Here is a 19,546-nt window from a genome sequence, read left to right as displayed (position 1 = left end):
AGTCCGGCGAGGGAGGCACGGGGTGCGAATGAACGCTCTGCTGGCCGCACTCACCCGTGACCTCCGTTCGGACGCGCCGGGGTGGGCTGGCACGGCGCTGACCGACGCCCTGCGGACCGTGACGCTTGTCCTCATCGCAGCGTGGCAGGTCGTCATGATCGGCGCAGCAGTGGTCTCGCTGGGCGGGGCCGCATGGCCACTCGCGCTGCTCCACGCCGCCCTGGGTGCTGCTGCCGCGCAGTCGCTCACGCTCCGACGCCTCCGACGGGTTCCCGTGTGGCCGCTCCCGCTGATCATGACCGCACTCGGGGTGCTCGATTACGTGTGGAGCGGAGAGCTCAGCTCGGTGCTGGTATTTGCCGCGTGCTGGCAAATCAACTTCGCGAGCTGTGCACTCGGCCTTATCCTGTTTCGGCCGCTGGTGATACCGCTCGTGATGCTGTCGGCCGCAGCGGTGAGCAGTGCGGTGCTCGCTTTCCTGCCGGAGTGGGGTCCCGATCTGCCGATTTCGGTCCCCGTGACCCAGGCGCTGATTATTCTGGCCCTGCGCACTGGCCTGCCAGCCCTGTTCGGGCTCGCGCGACAGGTTGACGTGGCGGAATTCGCGTCGGCGGGTGCCCGGGAACGCGCAGAGATCGTGCGCCGCGCCGGGGCGCAGATCGCCGATGACTCGCGCGTGCTGCACGACACCGCGATCAATACACTGGGGGCGATCGCGAACGGCGGCGCGGGGGTCGCCCACGACGCACAGGTGCGTGCGCAGTGCGCTCGGGACGCCGAGGTGCTGAGCGCACTTCAACGGAAGCGGGCTGCAACGGAGGAGACGGGCCTGTCGTTGCGTCGCGCGCTGACCTCCGCCTTCATCGCCGTGCAGCGCGTCGGTCTCACCGATGACGAGGCGGAAGCCCTGCTCGAGCACGAGGATCCTCGAGCGGTCCGCGCGTTCAGCGGCGCGGTCCAGGAGATCCTCACGAACGCCGCGAAGCACTCCGGCGTCCAGCTCGCGCAGGTCGGGGTGTTCCGCACGCCGGGCACCCTGGTGGTCGACGTGAACGACGATGGCGTGGGCTACGAGCCAAGGGCTGTCGAGATCCGGGGACTCGCCCACTCGGTGGAGGCACGAGCCGCGGAGTGGGGGTTCTCAGTCGAGTATCGCGCCGCGCCAGGCGCTGGGACGCGTGTCAGACTCGAACTGCCGCTCGGGTCGGAACCGGCGAGCCCAGAGACACCGCCGGATTCGGCGGAGCGAGTACACGAGACGACCCGGGCACTCGTGCACCGTGCGGCACTCCTCTGGGCGGGAGGGGTCACCCTGGTGAGCGTGGTCCTGAGCGCCGCGAACGATGCAAACTACCGGCCGTCCACGCTGGTGATGCTCGGGGTGATGGTGGGGACCTGGTTCCTGGCGCAGGCAGACCCCGCCCGACGACCACACGGTTTCCGCCGACTCGTGCTGGTCCTCGCACCCACCGTGATCTTCTTGTGTGCCGCCGTGACCACGGATTTCGGATCGACCGAACCGATCCATTGGCAGGCGCTCGCCCCCACCGGGCCGCTGGTGCTGGTGCTCTCCTGGCAGGATCGTCGAGCCACCCGGTTCGCGTTCTGGGTCTGGGGTGCCGTGGCGGGAGCGGTCATGTGCAGCGGGCTTCCCGAGACCAGTGAAGCCCAGGCGATCGTGGGAGTGGCCGGTGTCGTGGGTCTGGGCTTTGGCATCGTGTGGGTCCGGTTTCAGGCCGCGGTGGAACAGCTGTGCATCGCACGGTCCAGCGCGGCGAGGAAGTCGTTCTGGGCGCGGGTCGAGGCACGCTCGGCGCGGGCCGCGCAGCGCAGCTACCAGCGCTGGATCGCCGTGGGACTCGGGCCTGCGCTCCGGCTCCTGCGTGAGCTCGCGGACGGCCGCCGGGATGCGCGAAGCTCGGATACGCGGCGCGCGTGCAGCGTCGAGGAGCGGTACCTGCGGCACGTGATTCAGATCGGGCCAGAGCTCGTGCACTTGGGGCCAGCCGTGTTTCCTGCGCTGCGGCGCGCACACGACCAGGGCATCGCGCTCACACTCCGGCTCGGGGATCGGGACGCCGTCGATCACGACACCGCGCAGCGCATCGCGACCGAGATCACGCGCGTGCTCGATGCGGCGTCCGCGTCGGATCACGTCACGGCATCGCTGTTCCCCGTTCGTGACGGTGTGCAGTTGACGCTGGTTCACGACCGCAGGGACGACGGCGTGCCGGACCCGGATCGACCGCCCGCCCCCTCGCGCAATCCGTTCACCGCCCAGTTCGTGTTCGCCGGTGCCGCGCTGCCCACGGACTGAACGGAGCCCGGGGAGCTGCCGCGTCGGGGATCGACGGTGACCCCTACGCGTGGGTCATTTTGCCGGACGGCTTCCCTCGCCGCCTCAATCTGGTTATGTTCATACCGGACTGCGTGCATATCGGCTCAGTCCGGGGGGTGCGCCGCGCGGCGGTCACTCGGCGATCACGATCGAACGACAGGGTGGGCAATGGGGCAAACAGAATCACATACACGCGGCGCGTGGAGACGCTGGGTTCTCGCCGGAGCGGCAGCGATCCTCGCGCTGATGCTGCCGATCGGGCAGAGCGCCGCGATGGCGGCCATCGTGCCTGGCGAGTCCGTCTATATCGGCAGCAAGCAGGGCTATGGGGGAACCGGAATCTTCCCCATTTGGTCCGCGGTGCCCGAGGATCTCTCGAACCCGGGAGACCCGGATGTGTGGGCGTATTGCCTGGAGAATCAGGTGACCGCGAAGACGGGTGTCCCCGGAGTCGTGGGGGATCTCGGGAGCTACCTGGGGAGCAACGCCTTCACGGACCCGACGATTCAGGGCAAGGTCCTGTGGGTCCTGACGCACGGCTATCCGGCGGTGGACCTCGCGAGCCTCGCCGCAGCTGCGGGGGTCTCGCAGCTCTCTCGCAACGACGCGATTGAAGCGACGCAGTACGCAATCTGGCGGTACACCGACCTGGACTTCGATGCGGCCTGGGAATGGGAGACCGAGGACTCCGAAGCCGTGTACTGGTACCTCGTGAACGGCGCGAACGTCAGCGCGGGCGTCTCGCCGGCTGATCTCGTCGTGACCGCGAGTGTGTCGTCGCCGGACACGACCGCGCGGATCGGAACGCTCGTGGGGCCGTACGTGGTGCACACGAATCAGGCCTCAGTGAACGTGTCGGTCGATTCCGGGCTCGCGGTGACGGACGCCGCGGGGACGCCCATCGACCTCGCATCCGTGGTCGACGGAACCGAGCTGTACCTCGACCTTCGACACGTTGCGGCGGGGGGCAACGCGACGCTGCGGGTGACCGCCGCGGGCTCGGGTGCCACGGGGCACATCGTCTCGGTCCCGAATACCGTGGGCGGGGTCGCCACACCGGAGGACCACGCACAGTCGATCATCCTGGTGGCGCCGAGCACGGCGACGACGGGAGCGGAGACGCGCGTCGAGTGGGCAGCGGAGCCGAGCGAGGTGCCGCAGCTGGCCACCTCGCTCGTCGACGCCGCGGATCACGACCGGGTCCTCCCGTGGGACGGTGGCACGGCGATCGACACGATCGCGTACGAGCATCTCGTGCCGGGCACGGAGTACACCGTGGCGGGTGAACTCATGCGGAAATCCGATGGATCCGCGACCGGCCTCACGGGAACCACGACCTTCACCCCCGAGCAGGCACACGGATCGGTTGCCGTCACATTCGAGGTGCCTGAGGGGTACGCTGGCGAATCGCTGGTGGCCTTCGAATGGCTGTACGCGGGACCGACAGCGGCGGGTGCGGTCGTTGCCGAGCACACGGATATCGCCGATGCCGCACAGACGATCACGGTGGCGCACGCGCCCGTGGTGCCCGAGAAACCGGTGACGCCCGAGAAGCCGGTGGTCACTGAGACACCCGCGGTACCGTCGCAGCCCACCGTCGACGCGTCGGGGGCGCCCACTGAGCTCGCTCGAACCGGAGGGCATGGTCTGCCCATCGCGGGGACCCTCGCGGGACTCGCGCTGGTCGCGTGCGCGGTGGTGGTGCTCCGCCGGGCTCGTCTGGCGGGCTAAGCTGAGCGATCCCGGAGCCCGCCGCGCCTGCGGCGGGCTCCGGGCTCTGCGCTGCCGGGGCTCTGCGCTGCCGGGGAGCCGAGCGGCGGACCCGCCGCAGCGGCACCGCAGCACTGGCCGAGTAGGGCGGACGGGACTTGAACCCGTGACCGATGGATTATGAGTCCAGTGCTCTAACCAACTGAGCTACCGCCCCGCAGACAACCCCTCTATTCTAGGGGGTGTGCCCGGTTCGGGGCGCGTCTCGGGCAGGAAACCGGCGCGATCCCGCGCGGTCACCCGAACCCGAGGAGCCCCGATGCCGATGCCGGAGCGACGCGTCGCTGTCACCACTGTGCTGAACATGCGCGATCTCGGAGGGCTCCCCGTCGCCGGGGGCGTGATCGCGCGCGATCGTGTGTTCCGATCCGGCGCGCTCACCGGACTCTCGACCGCGGACGCCGCCACCCTGGCGGCGCGTGGCATCCGGACCATCCTTGATTTCCGCACCGCGAGCGAGGCCGCAGCGGCACCCGATCAGCTGCCCGACGGAGCGAGCACCGAGCTCCTGGACGTGCTCGCTGACAGCCCGGCCGCCGCAGCCGCGAACATCGCGGAGCTCCTCGCGGATCCGCAGCGGCTCGCGGCAGCGCTGGGGGACGGGCAGGGCGCCGAGCTGTTGCGCGCGAGCTACCGGGACATTGTCAGGCTGCCGTCCGCGCGCGCCGCATACGCGAGGTTCTTCCGGGATCTTGCGGATCCCCGCCGGGACGGCGCGCTGCTCTTTCACTGCACGGCCGGGAAGGACCGGACCGGCTGGGCCGCGGCGGCGCTCCTCAGCCTGTTGGGCGCCGACGACGACACGATCCGCGCAGACTACCTGCAGACCAACGACGATTTCCTGCCGGCGCTGCGCCCCATGCTGGATCGCCTCACCGCCGCGGGGATTGATCCGGCGCTGATCACCCCCGTGATGGGGGTCGATGAGCGCTATCTGGATGCTGCGTTTTCCGCGGCGACCGAGCAGTTCGGTTCGATGCGCGGGTACTTCACAACGGGCCTCGGCCTGGATGGCGTGACGCTGGACGCGGTACGCAGCCGGATGCTCGCCTGACGGTCGGCTGCGTTAGCGTCCCGCGGGCGCGGACCCCGCGAGCGGAGTGTCCTCCGCCTGAGCGTCCGGTGCCGTGACGTCGACCGTGACGTCGGACGTCGCCGCGGGGGCTTCGCCCGGATCGTAGCCGGCGCCGATCAGGGACGCCGCGCGCTCGGTCTGCTCGGCGAAGTCGAGCATGTCGGTGCGGAGGCCCAGGTCCCGGTCGACGTGAAGCGCCATCGAGTGCGCCGCCGAGCGCACGTCGCGCTCGGCGATGGCCTCGAGAATCGCGCCGTGGTCGAGGTGCATGGTGTCGATGGTGGTGCCGAGGATGACCCGGCCCTCCGCGGCGGCGCGCTGCAGCACCGACATCACCCCGAGGTAGAGGTCGAGGAGAAGCTTGCTGCCGCTGGCCTCGACGACCAGCAGGTGGAACGAGCCGGGAGTGGTGCTCCGATCGCAGGATTCGACCTGCTCGGGCGTGGCAGATTTCGCGCGCTCCACGGCGGCTCGCAGCTGTTCGAGCTGTTCCGGCGTGCGCTGCACCGCCGCGTGCTGCGCGGCTTCGATCTCGAGCGAGCGGCGGTACACGAGTACCTCTTCGAGGTCGTGGTCCGCGAGAAACTCGGTCAGGAGGGTGCTCACCGGCGTCCGGGCGCGCACGAAGGTGCCGACGCCGGGAACGGTTTCGAGCATGCCGAATGCGGCGAGGGAGCGCACCGCCTCGCGCACCGTGGATTTGCCGACCCCGATGAGCTCCATCAGCTCGGGTTCCTTGGGAATGAGGTCGCCAACGGCCCATTCGCTGCGAGAGATCTTGTCCCGCAAGAAATCGAGCGTGGCGCGAGCCTTCTGCGAACCGTGAGTTGTGGTGACCATCAACGACACTCCTGAGGAGAAACCGAATACGTGGCTCAACTATATCGAGCGGCGGATCACCCCCGCTGGGTGCCCGCCGCTCGCCGCAATATTTGTGCGCCGATCAGCTGCTTGCGAGCCAGCTTTCGATCTGTTCCAGCCCGGAAATGGTGTTCGCCAGGCCCAGCGCCTGGACCTCTTTTCCGGGGAGCAGGAGCGTCCGCCCGGCACCCGGGAGGGCAGCGACGGCCGGGTTTGCGAGGATCTCCGCGAACATGCGCTCGCCACTGCCGTTCATGTCGACGAGCAGGATCGCGTCAGGGTTCGCCTCAACGATCTGCTCCGCCGAGATCGGCCCGGTGGTCGCGATCCCGAGTTCGGCGCTGACGTCCCGTGCCCCGGCGAGTTCTAGAAGTCGCAGTGGGAACGCGTTGCCGGCGGTCACAAACGCGCGTCCGGCCTGGTTGCTGAGCACCAGGACGCGCGCGTTGCTCGGCTCGTCGGCCGGGGTGAGTCCCGTCTCAAGCTCCGTCACGAGCCGTGCGGCGGCGTCCTCGGTTGCGGTGACCTCCCCGACGAGTTCGATATTCGAGGAGAGGTGCGCGAGATCGGTCCACGAGTCGGGAAGCTGGAGCGTCGGAATGCCGGACTGCGTGAGCACGGTCCCGATCGTGTCCTCGGCACCGTGCCGCGGACTCATGACGACAAGCTCGGGTTCGAGCGAGATCACCGTTTCCGCTTCGAGCGCCATCGCGACGGGGAAGGTTTCGGCCACGCCGGCCATCTCCGCCACGTGGCCGCCGAGTGTCGGATTGGTGACCGCCTCGGGGACGAGCACGAGCTGCTCCGCGAGTCCGAGCTCCGCGAGCACTTCAGCGCTCTCGTAGTCAAGCGCGGCAATGCGGCTGGGCGCGGCGTCGAGGGTCACCTCGGACGCGTCCCCGCCGCGCGCCGCCGGGACGGTGACCGTGCGGGGGAACTCGGCGGACGCGGTGGTGCTCGGCTCGGTCGGGGCCGCGGGCGCCGGGGCGGTGGCGCCCGCGCAGGCGGTGAGCCCGAGTGCGGCGGCCGCGACAATCAGTGCGGCGGAAAGCGTGCGTGCAGACACGGAGGTCCTTTCGGTGGTGCGGGTGGTACGCGTGGTCGGAGCGGGGTGCGCTAGTCGAGGGATGCGGGAACGATCACGGCGCGCCCGCTCGGGGTTCGGTGCGTCTCGGTGCGCACGCCGTAGACGCGATGCAGGTGGTCTGGGTGGAGCACACGCTGCGGCGGGCCGGAGAGCGCGGTGCCCTGGCGGTCGAGGAGCAGCACCAGTGAACAGACGTTGAGCGCGAAGCTGAGGTCGTGCAGGGCGGTCACGACGGTCCGGCCCTCGGCCGCGAGCCGGCGGATGGTGTGCTCGACGGCGCGCTGGTGTGCGAGGTCGAGCGCCGACGTGGGTTCGTCGAGGAGCACGATCGGCGTGTCCTGGGCGAGCACGCGGGCGAGGTGGCTGAGCTGCCGTTGACCGCCCGAGAGCGTGCCGAATCGGCGGTCCGCGAGATCTGAGATCCCGGCCCGCTCGAGCGCCACGTCGACGGCGGCGACGGGATCCGGGTGTGCCGCTGCGCGGGCACCCACCGCGACAAGTTCGCGGACGAGGAACTCGGCGGGGGCGGCCAGATCTTGGGGAAGCAGCGCCAGGCGCTGTGCCCGGTCCCGGGGGCGCAGCGCGCCGAGGTCGACGCTGCCGTGCGCGCAGCGTCCGAGCGAGGCGACGCCGGAGTGAGCGATCGCGGCCAGCAGCGAGGACTTCCCGGCCCCGTTTGGGCCGAGCAGCCCGACGACCGAGCCCGCCAGGATCTCGAGGGACAGGGGCTCACTCAGCGCGCGGCCGGATCGGACTGCCGCGAAGTCCGCGAAAGACAGGGGGAGCCCCGCGAAGCGTGAGGACACCTGCTGCGGTGCGACGGCGGTGTGGGTGGTCATGCGGAACTCCGCTTTCGAAGAAGGAGGATGAGGAACACCGGCGCGCCGATCAACGCGGCGACGACGCCCGTCTGGACGACCACCGGGCCGAATGCGGTGCGGGCGATCGTGTCTGCGACCACCATGAACAGCGCCCCGCCGAGCGCCGAGAGCGGGAGGAGTCGGGCGTGCGAGGCACCGATGAGGAGTCGCATGGCGTGGGGCACCACAAGTCCGACAAAACTGATGATCCCACTGACCGCAACGGCGGCCCCGGTGACGAGGGAGGCGACGAGCAACAGGGTGAATCGTTCCCGGTGCACGTGCACGCCCGAGGTGGCGGCAATCTGGTCGCCGAGGGCGAGCGCGTCGAGCTGCCGGAACCGTGACGCGAGCCACGCGATGCCGGCGAGGATCGGGACCACCGCGATCAGGACGTGCTGCCAGTCGCGCAGTTCGAGATCGCCGGCGAGCCAGAACATCGCGCTGCGCACCAGCGCGTCGTCGCTGGCGTTGGCGATGAGGATGTTGATCAGGGCACCGGCGAGCGCGCTGAGTGAGACGCCGATGAGGACCACCGTCGCGGAGCCGAGGTCACGGCGCGTCTGGAGCACCAGCTGGAGGATCAGGGTGACGATCGCGGCACCGACGAAGGCGGCGATCGGGATGCCCCAGCGCGCCGAGCCAGTGAAGCCGAGGGTGATGCTTGCGACGGCCCCGACCGCGGCTCCGGCGGAGACGCCCGTGATCCCGGGTTCCGCGAGGGGGTTGCGCAGGATGGCCTGCATCACGACACCGACGGTGGCGAGCGCCGCGCCGACGAGCATCGCGACGAGGACGCGGGGGAGTCGGATCGACCAGATCACGGCGGAGGTGCGCTGGGGCACCGCGTCCGGCTGGAACAGGGCGGTGAGCGTTTCGCCGACGGGGAGCGTCACGATGCCGACCATGAGGGACGCAACGGCCGCGGCGATCGCGAGCAGCGCGGAGATTGCGGCGGTGAGCCACAAGCGAGAACGGGGCACCAGGAATCCTTGTCGAGGGGTGGAGAGCGTCGTCGCACCGAATTTCCAGCGGATCGCCAAAGCAGATGTGACACATCCGATCTTATACATCTGATCTACAGGAAAGCTGGTGATACGGTGCAGGGTATGACCGAAAACGCTCTGCCCGCCGTCTCGAATCCTCCCTCCGAACATCCCGCAGTGTTGCCCTACGACGCGCTGCTGGTCTGCTCCTTCGGGGGGCCGAATGGGACCGAGGATGTGATTCCGTTCCTGCGCAACGTCACCCGCGGAAAGGGGATTCCTGAGGAACGACTCGCTGAGGTGGGGGAGCATTACCACCATTTCGGTGGCCGGAGTCCGATCAACGAGCAGAACCTCGAGCTTGTTGCGGCACTGCGCGCGGAGCTCGCATCCCGCGGCGTGTCGCTGCCCGTCGTGTGGGGTAACCGAAACTGGCATCCCTACACGGTGGACACCCTGCGCGATGCGCGCGCATTCGGGGTCGGGCGCGTCCTCACCCTCGTGACGAGCGCGTACGCCTCGTACTCGGGGAGCCGCCAGTATCGGGAGCATCTCGCGGCGACGGTCGCGGAGCTCGGAGCTGACGCGCCGCAGATCGATATCCTTCGGCCGTTCTTCAACGACCCGGGCTTCGTCGCCGCGAATCTCGCCGCCATCGAGGAAGCGGGTGCGAGCCTCGAGGGTGGAATCGACGGCGCGCACATTCTCTACGTGACGCACTCGATTCCGGACACGATGCAGGACGCATCCGCCGTGACCGGCCCGGGGTATCGCGAGCAGCACGAGGACGTGCGTGCTGCCATCGATGCCGCCCTCGGCGCGCGGCTGGGCGCGCCGGTCGCGTCATCGCTTGCGTATTGCTCGCGCTCCGGGAATCCGGCGACGCCGTGGCTGGAGCCGGATGTCAATGATCACATCGAAGAACTCGCCGCGGCGGGCGTGACCAAGATCGTGATCGCCCCCATCGGGTTCATCTCCGATCACATGGAGGTCGCCTTCGACCTCGACGTCGAGGCGATGGAGACCGCCGGCGAGCACGGGATCGCTGCGGCGCGTGCGGGCACGGTCGGCGTCCGCCCCGAGTTCATCGGCGGGCTGGTCGACATGATCCTCGAACGCGCGGCACGCGAACGCGGTGAGGACGCGCAGGCGCAGACCGTCGGCGACCTCGGCGCGTTTCCGGATGTGGCCCCGGCAGGGAGCTGCCGCATGCGGCACGGCGAGGTCACGGGAATCCCGGTCCTCGCGGGACCGCACGACTAACCGCTACCGCAACTGGGCAGCCGCGGTGCCACCCCGGTGCCGCCCGGCCCCCCGAACTGATCGTACACTCAAGGAGCACACTATGGCCACCCCCTCCGGCGCGACCGCGCCCGTCGTTGATCACCGCGCGGTTGCCGAGCGCATCAACGCCGACACGAATTTCACGATGTTCGCGGTGTTTCGCGAGACCCGTCGCACCGCCGAGGTCGGGGTGTCGCCGGCATGGCGCAGCATCGCCCACGGACTCCTCGCCGAGCTCGAGGCGATCCCGGGCCTGACCACGCGCGGCTGGTATGACGTGTCGGGCTTCCGGGCCGACGCCGACGTGATGCTGTGGTGGCACGCTCCGGACACCGCGGCGCTGCAGCGCGCCTACCGGACGGTGCTCGAATGGACCGCCACGCGGCTCGAGCCGGTGTGGTCGAACATCGGGGTGCACCGCGCCGCGGAGTTCAATCGCGGGCACGTGCCCGCGTTCCTCGCCGGTGAGGCGCCCGGGGACTTCCTCTGCGTGTACCCGTTTGTCCGCAGCACGGACTGGTACCTCCTTCCGGACGCGGAGCGTCGCGAGATGCTGCGCGAGCACGGTGCGGCGGCGAAGGACTACGGGGACGTGCTCGCCAACACCGTGGCGTCGTTCGCGCTGGGCGACTACGAGTGGCTGCTCGCGTTCGAGTCGGGAGATCTCCTCCGGATTGTTGATCTGATGCGCGAGCTCCGAGCCACCGAAGCGCGCCGTCACGTGCGCGAGGAAACTCCGTTTTTCACCGGGCCGCGGGTCGATCCGGAGCAGCTCCTCGCGCGACTGCTCGGCTAGGCGCAGAATCCGGTACGGCGCGCCCAGGCAGGACGAAGCTCCTGCCTGGGCGTTCGCTGTACCCGCGTACCGTTTTCAGTATTTTACCGCCCGAACAGGGTATTTATCGGTGTAAGCGCAGCCTTTCCTTGCTTGCGCGTCACGAAAAAGAGCGTACCGTTGAGGGTACAAGTTCACATGAACGAGAGAGGGGAACCATATATGGCTACCAAGCAGATCACCATTCCCGCAGCCCAGGGCGACCTGGCCCGGCCGAGCGGCGTCGCGCAGTACCTCACCCCCGTCGTGCACGATCTCGTGGCCCTCGCGGTCAACGGCAAGCAGGCGCACTGGCACGTTCGCGGCACCAACTTCGTTGGCGTCCACGAGTTCCTGGACGAGGTCGTGGCCCACGCCCAGGCTGGTTCCGACGAGGTCGCTGAGCGAATCGTCGCACTCGGCCTGCCGATTGATGCGCGCATCGCGACCGTGGCAGACCGCACCACGACGCCCGTCCTCAGCGACGGCTTCCAGCAGTCGAACGTGACGATCCGTGAGATGGTGGCACAGCTCGACGCGACGCTCACGACGGTCTACGCGGCCGTTGAGGGACTCGACTCCGTCGACCCGGTGAGCCAGGACATCGTGATCGCGCTCGCACAGCAGCTCGACAAGGACCGCTGGTTCCTCGCGTCCCACGTCGCGGAGTAACGACACAGGCTCTCCGAGCAGCCGCTCGGCACAGCGCGAAGGCCCCCTCCTCGGAGGGGGCCTTCGCCGTGTGTCGGTGTTCCGCTCGGGTTACGCCTCGTAGGAACGGATTGCCACGACCGCGTTGTGGCCGCCGAAGCCGAAGGAGTTCGAGATGGCGAGCTGCGGGCCCGCCCCGAGATCCTGAGCTGCGCCCGCAATCTGCAGCGGAATCTCGGGATCCTGCTCGGACAGGTTGATCGTCGGGGGTGCGACGCGGTGCTGCACCGCGAGGATCGTGAAGATCGCTTCCAGAGCGCCGGTGCCACCGAGCAGGTGACCCGTCGCGCCCTTGGTGGCCGACACGGGAATCGAGTCGATCCGGTCCCCGAACACGTTGCGGAGTGCCGCGTACTCGGCGACATCTCCCACGGGCGTGGACGTCGCGTGCGCGTTGATGTGGGTCACCTCGTCCGGCGTGGCACCGGCCTGGGTCAGCGCCATCTCGACCGCGCGGCTGGCCCCGCGGCCCTCGGGATCGTTCGCCGTGATGTGGTACGAATCGGCGGTGACGCCGCCGCCCGCGATTTCCGCGTAGATCTTGGCGCCGCGGGCGAGCGCGTGCTCCTCGGTCTCGAGAACGAGCGCTGCCGCGCCCTCGCCCATGACAAAACCGTCGCGGTCAACGCTGTACGGCCGGGACGCGGTTTCGGGGGAGTCGTTGCGCTTCGAGAGCGCCTGCATCGATGAGAAGGATGCGATGGTGATGGGGTGAATCGCGGACTCGGAGCCGCCTGCGATCACCACGTCGGCGTAGCCCGACTGCAGGTGCTCGTACGCGGCTGCGATGGATTCGGTGCTCGACGCGCACGCCGAGGCCACGGTGCGCGCATACGCGCGGGCCGTGAAGTGCATGGAAACCGCAGCTGCGGGAGCGTTCGGCATGAGCATCGGGACCGTCAGCGGCATGACGCGGCGCGGTCCCTTCTCGCGCAGCACGTCCCAGGCGTTCAGGAGCGACCAGAGCCCGCCGATGCCGGTGGCCCAGTCAACGCCCAGGCGCTCGGGATCGATCTCGGGGCTGCCCGCGTCGGCGAACGCCTCCTTCGCGGCGATCAGCGCAAACTGGCTGGAGGGGTCGAGGCGCTTCGCGACCGGGCGCTCCAGCACCTCCTCCGGGCGAACCTTCGCTTCGGCGGCGAAGTGCACGGGAAGATCGTACTGCGCTACCCAGTCGTGTGCGAGGGTCTGGGTGCCGGACACGCCAGCGAGCAGGGCGTCCCAGCTCTCCGAGGCGGTGCCGCCGATCGGGGACGTGGCGCCAATGCCGGTAACGACAATTTTCTTCGTCATGGTGGGGTGCTCCGGTGGTGATTCAGAATCAAGGACTGGGCAGATGGGGTGGGCGGGAAGCCCGGGCGGGAGGCGGGTGAGTGCCCGCCTCCCTGCGGCCGGAACGCTTAGGCCTGAGCCTTCACGATGAAGTCGACCGCGTCGCCCACCGTCTTGAGGTTCTTGACCTCTTCGTCGGGGATCTTCACGTCGAACTTCTCTTCTGCGTTGACGACGATCGTCATCATCGAGATGGAGTCGATGTCGAGGTCATCGGTGAACGACTTGTCCGCTGCGACGACGTCAGCCGCGATCCCGGTCTCGTCGTTGATGAGCTCTGCAAGACCTGCGAGGACCTCTTCGTTGGTGTATGCCATGGTGTTTCTCCTTAGATTGGGCTGGCTGATGAAGTGTATCGGGGTGCGCGGGCCTCGCTCGGAGGGCGCGCGGCCCAGGTTAGGGGATCTCGACGACCTGCGCGCCGTACACGAGGCCGGCACCGAAGCCGATCGTGAGGGCGAGACCACCGGACAGCTCCGGGTGGCTCTCACGCAGTGCGTGCATCGCGAGCGGGATCGAGGCCGCGGAGGTGTTGCCCTGCATCTCGATGTCGCGCGCCACAATGACGTGCTCCGGAAGCTTCAGCTGCTTCGCGAACTCGTCCACGATGCGCATGTTGGCCTGGTGCGGAATGAACGCGGCGAGGTCGCCGGGCTCGATACCCGACTGTTCGAGCGTCTCGCGCGCGACCTTCGCCATCTCCCACACGGCCCACCGGAACACGGTCTGACCGTCTTGGCGGAGCGTGGGCCAGGCGACCTCGCCCGGGTTGTTGCGGTACTCCTCGAACGTGGAAGTCATGCGGATCGCATCCCACTTCTCGCCGTCGGAGCCCCACACTGTCGGGCCGATGCCCGCGTGGTCGCTGGGCCCGACAATGACGGCACCGGCGCCGTCGGCGAGCAAGAACGAAATGCTGCGGTCCGTCGGGTCGACGAGATCCGACAGCTTCTCCGCACCAATCACGAGCACGTTGGTGCACACACCGGAACGCACGAGCGCGTCAGCCTGCGCGACGCCGTACACGTATCCCGCGCACGCTGCGGAAATGTCGAAGGCCGCGGCGGGCGTCAGGCCGAGCCGATGCGCCGCGAGCGACGCCATCGACGGGGTGACCGCGACATTCGAGATCGTCGAGATGATCACGCCGTCGATCTGCGAGCGTTCCAGGCCGGATCGCTCAATCGCCTCTTCGGCAGCCGCGACCGCGAGGTCGACCGCCTCAACATCGGCGCTCGCGCGGCGACGCTGGATGATCCCGGTCCGCTGGCGGATCCACTCATCGGAAGAGTCAATCGGGCCCACGAGATCATCGTTCGGGACGTCCACGTTGCCGCGGGCCGCGCCGATCGCAAGGATGCGGGAGTGCTCGGGGCCAGTGGGCTGCACAAGAGGCGACATAGTCGGAAATCTTTCGTTTAGGCGGCGTCAGCGATGAGCGCGACCGCTGCGTCGAGATCGGCGGGGGACTTGATGGCAACGCTCGGCACGCCCTTGAGCGCACGCTTCGCGATCCCGCTCAGCGCACCCGCGGGCGTCAGTTCGATGAGCCCGGTGATCCCGGCGTTCTGGAAGCTCGCCATGCAGGCGTCCCAGCGGACCGGCTGCGCGATCTGGGAGACGAGAAGCTCGACGAACGTCGCACCCTCCGTCACGAGCGAGCCGTTCGCGTTGGTCCACAGCGGGAGCGTCGGATCGGCGGCGGTGACGTCGCTGGCCGCCGCGCGGAGCGCGGGAATCGCGTCTGCCATGTATTCCGTGTGGAACGCGCCCGCGACCTGGAGCTGGATTACGCGGGCACCGCGTGGCGCGTCCTCGGCGAGCGCGGCGAGCGCGTCACGCGCCCCGGCAGCGACAATCTGGCCGCCACCATTCCGGTTCGCCGGCGTGAGGCCGTGCGCGGTGATCCGGTCAAGGACGTCCGCTTCCACGCCGCCGACGACCGCGGCCATGCCGGTCGCCACCCGCGCGGCGGACTCGGCCATCGCGCGGCCACGCACGCCCACCAGGTGGAGGGCGTCGCCCGCGGAGAGGACACCCGCTGCCGTCGCGGCGGCGAACTCGCCGACCGAGTGGCCCGCGACGCCGACGCCGCTGAGCTCGGTGCGCTCTGCGAGCGCCCGCCACGCGAGGATGCTGGCGGCCACGATGAGCGGCTGCGCGATCGCGGTATCGCGGATGGTCTCCGCGTCGCTCACCGTGCCATGGGTCACGAGGTCCACGCCGGAGCGCTCGGAGGCCTCGGCCAAGAATTCGGATGCGCCGGGAAGTTCAAGCCAATCGGCGAGGAATCCCGGGGTCTGAGAGCCCTGTCCAGGGCAGGCGATGACAATCACGTGTTCCAGTTTCTCAGATCGGACGGCCGCGACCTGCATATTCCCCACCATAAATGAGAAAGATCGTTGTAGACCTCCGCGGTTATTGCGGAAAAGCGGCGCGCCTCGTGGCCTACTTCTGGCCGCCCGAGGGCTTCCGTCCGCTCTGTGCGATGGATCCGGCAATGAGCGCAGACTGCAGGATCAGTGCCTCACGCGCGCCCGTGGCGTTCCACCCGATCACCTCGGACACCTTCTTCAGGCGGTAGCGCACCGTGTTGGGGTGCACAAAGAGTTCCCGGGCGGTCGCTTCGAGTGAGCGTCCGTTGTCGAGGTAGCACCACAGCGTTTCGAGGAGTTCGCCCGAGTGGGCCGCGAGCGGCTCGTAGATGTGCTCGATGAGGGTGCGCCGGGCCAGCCCGTCGCCGGCCAGCGCGCGCTCCGGCAGCAGATCGTCCGCGAGCACGGGGCGTGGGGCCTTCCGCCACGACCGGGCCACGGCGACGCCCGCGAGCGCGGCACGCGCGCTGCGCGACGCGTCGACGAGATTCTCAACGGTGGGGCCGAGCACCAGCGGCCCGTCGGAGAAGCCGTCTTCGAGTCGCTGCGCGATCTCGAGGAACGTCAGCGGGGTGTGATCGTGCCCGTCGTTCGCATCGCGCTGCGCCGGATCGACCCGGCCCAGCACGAGCACGAGTCGCGTGCCCTGCAAGCCGATGAGCACGTCGGCGCCGGAGTGCCGGGCTGAGCGGCGGAGCTGATCGACGTCGACGGTGCGTTCGGCAGATCCGACGAGCACCGCGGCCTCACCATCGCCGTGCCAGCCGAGGGCGGCGATCCGGCTCGGGAGCTCGTCGTCGCTCTCGCCGGTCAGGATGGAATCCACCACGAGCGCTTCGAGTCGCGCGTCCCAGAGCCCGCGGGCCTCTGCGGCGCGGGCATAGACGTCGGCAGCGGCGAAGGCGACGTCCCGCGAGTAGTGCATGATCGCCTCGCGCAGCGCCTCGCTGCGTGGGGCGACCCGCTCCTCGACGACCGTCACGACCACGCGGATCAGTTGCAGCGTCTCCTGCAGGCTGATCGAGCGCAGCAATTCGCGCGGCGCGGCTCCGAACACGTCGGAGGCGATCCACGGCGTCGAACTCGGGTCCTCGTACCACTGGATGAAGGACGCGATCCCGGTCTGTGCGACCAGGCCGACCGCCGATCGCCGGCTCGGCGGCATGCTGCCGTACCACGGCAGCGTGTCGTCGAGCCGGGTCAGGGTCAGCGTGGAGAGCTCTCCCGTAATCGTACGAAGCCACGCGAGCTCCTGCTCCTTGGTCCGATCGTTCACCGGATAGCCCCCCACGCCAATCTCTGAGTTACGCGTCGCCGCCAGCACCACCCGTGGTGCCAGCGTTGACATCGTTGAGGCGGTACTGCTCCGCAGCACGCGCCGGGATGTCCGCAGCGAGCTTACCCTGCGCTGCGAGCCGCTGCAGGACCTTCACCACGACCGACTCGCGGTCGATGCCGAAGTAGCGGCGCGCGGCCGCGCGGGTGTCCGAGAAACCGAAGCCGTCGGCGCCCAGCACGGAGTAGTCCCCGGGCACGTACGGGCGGATCTGCTCGGGCACCTGCGTGGACCAGTCGCTGACGGCAACGACGGGGCCTTCCGCCTGCGCCAGCTTCTCCGTGAGGTACGGCGTGCGCGGAGCGGCAGTGAGATCCTGCATCGCTTCACGCTCCGCCGCGGCACCGTCGCGCTGCAGCTCGTTCCAGCTCGTCACGCTCCACACGTCCGCCGCGACATCCCAGTCCTGCGCGAGCAGCTCTGCGGCCTCGCGGGCCCACGGCACCGCCACGCCGGAGGCGAGGATCTGCGCCTTGTGGGTGCCGGCGGATGCCGCCTGGACCCGGTGGATGCCGCGCACGATGCCGTCCACGTCCGTGCCCTCGGGCTCGGCGGGGTGGATCATCGGCTCGTTGTACACCGTGAGGTAGTAGATCACGTTGGGGTCCGGGTGCGAGCCGCCGTACATGCGCTCGATTCCGGCGCGCATGATGTGCCCGATCTCGTAGCCGTACGCGGGATCGTAGGACACCACGGCCGGGTTCGTGGATGCGAGCGCGAGCGAGTGCCCGTCCGCGTGCTGAAGCCCCTCGCCCGTGAGCGTGGTGCGTCCCGCGGTGGCGCCGATCAGGAAGCCGCGCGCCATCTGGTCGCCGGCGGCCCAGAGCGCGTCGCCCGTGCGCTGGAACCCGAACATCGAGTAGAAGATGTAGACGGGGATCAGCGGTTCGCCGTGCGTGGAGTACGAGGTCCCCACCGCGGTGAACGCGGCCGAAGCGCCGGCCTCATTGATCCCCACGTGGATGAGGACGCCCTCCGGGCTCTCCTTGTAGGCGAGCAGCAGGTCTCGGTCCACGGACACATAGTTCTGACCGTGCGGGTTGTAGATCTTCTTCGTGGGGAAGAAGGAGTCCATGCCGAAGGTCCGCGCCTCATCGGGTATGATCGGCACAATGCGCTTGCCGAACTCGCCGTCGCGCATCAGGTCCTTCAGGAGCCGCACGAACACCATCGTGGTCGCCGCTTCCTGGGTGCCGGATCCCTTCGCGGCGATCGCGTACGACTTCGCCTCGGGGACCGCGAGGTCCACGTGAGTGCTGCGGCGCTCCGGCAGGTAGCCGCCGAGGGAGCGGCGACGCTCGTGGATGTATTCGATCGCCTCGTCCTGTGCACCCGGGTGGTAGTACGGCGGGCGGTACGGGTCGGCCTCGAGCTGCGCGTCCGTGATCGGAATGTGCATCGTGTCGCGGAACATCTTGAGATCGTCCAGCGTCATCTTCTTCATCTGGTGCGTCGCGTTGCGCCCCTCGAAGTGCGGTCCGAGGCCGTAGCCCTTGATCGTCTTCGCGATGATGACGGTGGGGCGACCCTTGTGCTCCATCGCGGCCTTGTACGCGGCGTACACCTTGCGGTAGTCGTGGCCGCCGCGGCGCAGGCCCCAGACCTGCTCGTCGGAGTAGTTCTCGACCAGGCGCAGGGCGCGCTCATCGCGACCGAAGAAGTGGTCGCGGACGAAGCCGCCGTTCTCAGCCTTGTACGTCTGGAAATCGCCGTCGGGCGTCGTGTTCATCAGGTTGAGCAGTGCGCCGTCGGCGTCGCGATCCAGCAGATCGTCCCACTCGCGGCCCCAGATCACCTTGATGACGTTCCAGCCGGCGCCGCGGAAGTAGCTCTCGAGCTCCTGAATGATCTTGCCGTTGCCGCGCACCGGGCCATCGAGGCGCTGCAGGTTCGCGTTGATCACGAAGGTCAGGTTGTCGAGGCCCTCGTTCGCGGCGACCTGCAGCTGACCGCGGCTCTCGACCTCGTCCATCTCGCCGTCGCCGAGGAACGCCCAGACGTGCTGATCCGAGGCATCCTTGATGCCGCGGTTCGTCAGGTACTTGTTCACCTGCGCCTGGTAGATCGCGTTGATCGGGCCGAGGCCCATCGACACGGTCGGGAACTGCCAGAAATCGGGAGCGAGGCGGGGGTGCGGGTAGCTGGGAAGGCCGCCGCCCGCGTGGCTCTTCTCCTGGCGGAAGCCGTCGAGCTGGTCCGCGGTGAGGCGGCCCTCGAGGAACGCGCGGGAGTACATGCCGGGGGAGGCGTGGCCCTGCACGAAGATCTGATCCCCGCCGCCCGGGTGGTCCTGGCCGCGGAAGAAGTGGTTGAAGCCGACCTCGTACAGCGACGCCGCGGACGCGTAGGTTGAGATGTGCCCGCCAACGCCGATGCCGGGGGCCTGGGCCCGGTGCACGGTCATCGCGGCGTTCCAGCGGATCCACGAACGGTAGCGCCGTTCCAGCTCCTCGTTCCCGGGGAACTCCGGTTCATCCTCGGAAGCGATCGTGTTCACGTAGTCCGTTGTGGGGACCTGCGGGACGTTCAGGTGGAGCTGACGTGAGCGTGCCAGCATGCTCGTCATGATCTCGCGCCCGCGCCCCGCACCGCGTTCCTCGACGACCGCGTCGAGAGATTCGCGCCACTCGGCGGTCTCCTGGGGATCCATGTCGTCGCTATCGGGTGCGTACGGATCCTGTGTGTTCACAGCCAAAGTAGTGCTCCATTCACCAGTT

The 19,546-nt window shown here is 68.9% G+C and carries 16 protein-coding genes and 1 tRNA gene; 6 read left to right on the top strand and 11 right to left on the bottom strand.

The window, feature by feature from the left end:
* The first annotated feature begins 28 nt into the window (after positions 1 to 28).
* Together D3230_RS09040 and D3230_RS09035 are read left to right on the top strand one after the other, a co-directional pair.
* The gene (locus D3230_RS09040; RefSeq protein WP_202344699.1) at positions 29 to 2,317 is read left to right on the top strand and encodes a sensor histidine kinase; all 2,289 of its coding nucleotides are present in this window, start codon (positions 29 to 31) and stop codon (positions 2,315 to 2,317) included.
* A 267-nt stretch (positions 2,318 to 2,584) separates the two neighbouring features.
* A complete protein-coding gene (locus D3230_RS09035; RefSeq protein ID WP_202344698.1) occupies positions 2,585 to 4,069 on the top strand; it encodes a VaFE repeat-containing surface-anchored protein in 1,485 nt (494 codons plus the stop codon).
* 122 nt (positions 4,070 to 4,191) lie between these two features.
* Here D3230_RS09035 and D3230_RS09030 read toward each other — a convergent pair.
* Positions 4,192 to 4,265 (bottom strand) — tRNA-Ile (locus D3230_RS09030).
* A gap of 102 nt (positions 4,266 to 4,367) precedes the next feature.
* Here D3230_RS09030 and D3230_RS09025 point away from each other — a divergent pair.
* Positions 4,368 to 5,162, top strand: coding sequence for a tyrosine-protein phosphatase (locus D3230_RS09025; protein ID WP_337249139.1), 795 nt, complete (start codon positions 4,368 to 4,370; stop codon positions 5,160 to 5,162).
* Between the two features lie 12 nt (positions 5,163 to 5,174).
* On the opposite strand, the gene D3230_RS09020 is transcribed toward D3230_RS09025, so the two are convergent.
* From D3230_RS09020 to D3230_RS09005, 4 genes are all read right to left on the bottom strand, one after another.
* Positions 5,175 to 6,023, bottom strand: coding sequence for a FadR/GntR family transcriptional regulator (locus D3230_RS09020; protein ID WP_202344696.1), 849 nt, complete (start codon positions 6,021 to 6,023; stop codon positions 5,175 to 5,177).
* Positions 6,024 to 6,126: 103 nt separating this feature from the next.
* Positions 6,127 to 7,110: an ABC transporter substrate-binding protein gene (locus tag D3230_RS09015; RefSeq protein WP_202344695.1), complete on the bottom strand. Its 984-nt coding sequence runs from the start codon at positions 7,108 to 7,110 to the stop codon at positions 6,127 to 6,129.
* A gap of 50 nt (positions 7,111 to 7,160) precedes the next feature.
* Positions 7,161 to 7,970 carry an ABC transporter ATP-binding protein gene (locus D3230_RS09010; protein ID WP_202344694.1) on the bottom strand — a complete coding sequence of 270 codons (810 nt, stop codon included), beginning with the start codon at positions 7,968 to 7,970 and terminating at the stop codon, positions 7,161 to 7,163.
* On the bottom strand, positions 7,967 to 8,974 hold the full coding sequence (locus D3230_RS09005; RefSeq protein ID WP_202344693.1) for an iron chelate uptake ABC transporter family permease subunit: 1,008 nt from the start codon (positions 8,972 to 8,974) through the stop codon (positions 7,967 to 7,969). The genes D3230_RS09010 and D3230_RS09005 overlap by 4 nt, the downstream gene beginning before the upstream one ends.
* 126 nt (positions 8,975 to 9,100) lie before the next feature.
* On the opposite strand from D3230_RS09005, the gene D3230_RS09000 reads away from it, so the two are divergent.
* The 3 genes from D3230_RS09000 (at position 9,101) to D3230_RS08990 (ending at position 11,747) form a co-directional block, all read left to right on the top strand.
* Positions 9,101 to 10,240, top strand: coding sequence for a ferrochelatase (locus tag D3230_RS09000; protein WP_202344692.1), 1,140 nt, complete (start codon positions 9,101 to 9,103; stop codon positions 10,238 to 10,240).
* Between the two features lie 82 nt (positions 10,241 to 10,322).
* Positions 10,323 to 11,057: a hydrogen peroxide-dependent heme synthase gene (gene hemQ / locus D3230_RS08995; protein WP_202344691.1), complete on the top strand. Its 735-nt coding sequence runs from the start codon at positions 10,323 to 10,325 to the stop codon at positions 11,055 to 11,057.
* A gap of 201 nt (positions 11,058 to 11,258) precedes the next feature.
* The gene (locus tag D3230_RS08990) at positions 11,259 to 11,747 is read left to right on the top strand and encodes a Dps family protein (RefSeq protein WP_202344690.1); all 489 of its coding nucleotides are present in this window, start codon (positions 11,259 to 11,261) and stop codon (positions 11,745 to 11,747) included.
* 90 nt (positions 11,748 to 11,837) lie between these two features.
* On the opposite strand, the gene D3230_RS08985 is transcribed toward D3230_RS08990, so the two are convergent.
* The 6 genes from D3230_RS08985 to aceE form a co-directional block, all read right to left on the bottom strand.
* Positions 11,838 to 13,079, bottom strand: a complete 1,242-nt coding sequence (locus D3230_RS08985; protein WP_202344689.1) for a beta-ketoacyl-[acyl-carrier-protein] synthase family protein — start codon at positions 13,077 to 13,079, stop codon at positions 11,838 to 11,840.
* Between the two features lie 107 nt (positions 13,080 to 13,186).
* Entirely contained in the window at positions 13,187 to 13,435 is a 249-nt protein-coding gene (locus D3230_RS08980) for an acyl carrier protein (protein ID WP_087010735.1), read from the bottom strand.
* Positions 13,436 to 13,514: 79 nt separating this feature from the next.
* A complete protein-coding gene (locus D3230_RS08975) occupies positions 13,515 to 14,519 on the bottom strand; it encodes a beta-ketoacyl-ACP synthase III (RefSeq protein ID WP_202344688.1) in 1,005 nt (334 codons plus the stop codon).
* Between the two features lie 17 nt (positions 14,520 to 14,536).
* Positions 14,537 to 15,454, bottom strand: a complete 918-nt coding sequence (locus D3230_RS08970; RefSeq protein WP_202344687.1) for an acyltransferase domain-containing protein — start codon at positions 15,452 to 15,454, stop codon at positions 14,537 to 14,539.
* Between the two features lie 112 nt (positions 15,455 to 15,566).
* Positions 15,567 to 16,769 (bottom strand): PucR family transcriptional regulator, encoded by a 1,203-nt coding sequence (locus D3230_RS08965; protein WP_337249138.1) that lies wholly within the window; start codon positions 16,767 to 16,769, stop codon positions 15,567 to 15,569.
* A 28-nt stretch (positions 16,770 to 16,797) separates the two neighbouring features.
* Positions 16,798 to 19,524 (bottom strand): pyruvate dehydrogenase (acetyl-transferring), homodimeric type, encoded by a 2,727-nt coding sequence (aceE, locus tag D3230_RS08960; protein ID WP_202344685.1) that lies wholly within the window; start codon positions 19,522 to 19,524, stop codon positions 16,798 to 16,800.
* Positions 19,525 to 19,546: the final 22 nt, after the last annotated feature.

This window comes from Leucobacter chromiireducens subsp. solipictus (assembly GCF_016758195.1).
Lineage (GTDB): Bacteria > Actinomycetota > Actinomycetes > Actinomycetales > Microbacteriaceae > Leucobacter > Leucobacter solipictus.
The sequence above is the reverse complement of the archived record's forward strand: the minus strand, read 5'-3'. Positions and strand labels throughout refer to the sequence as shown.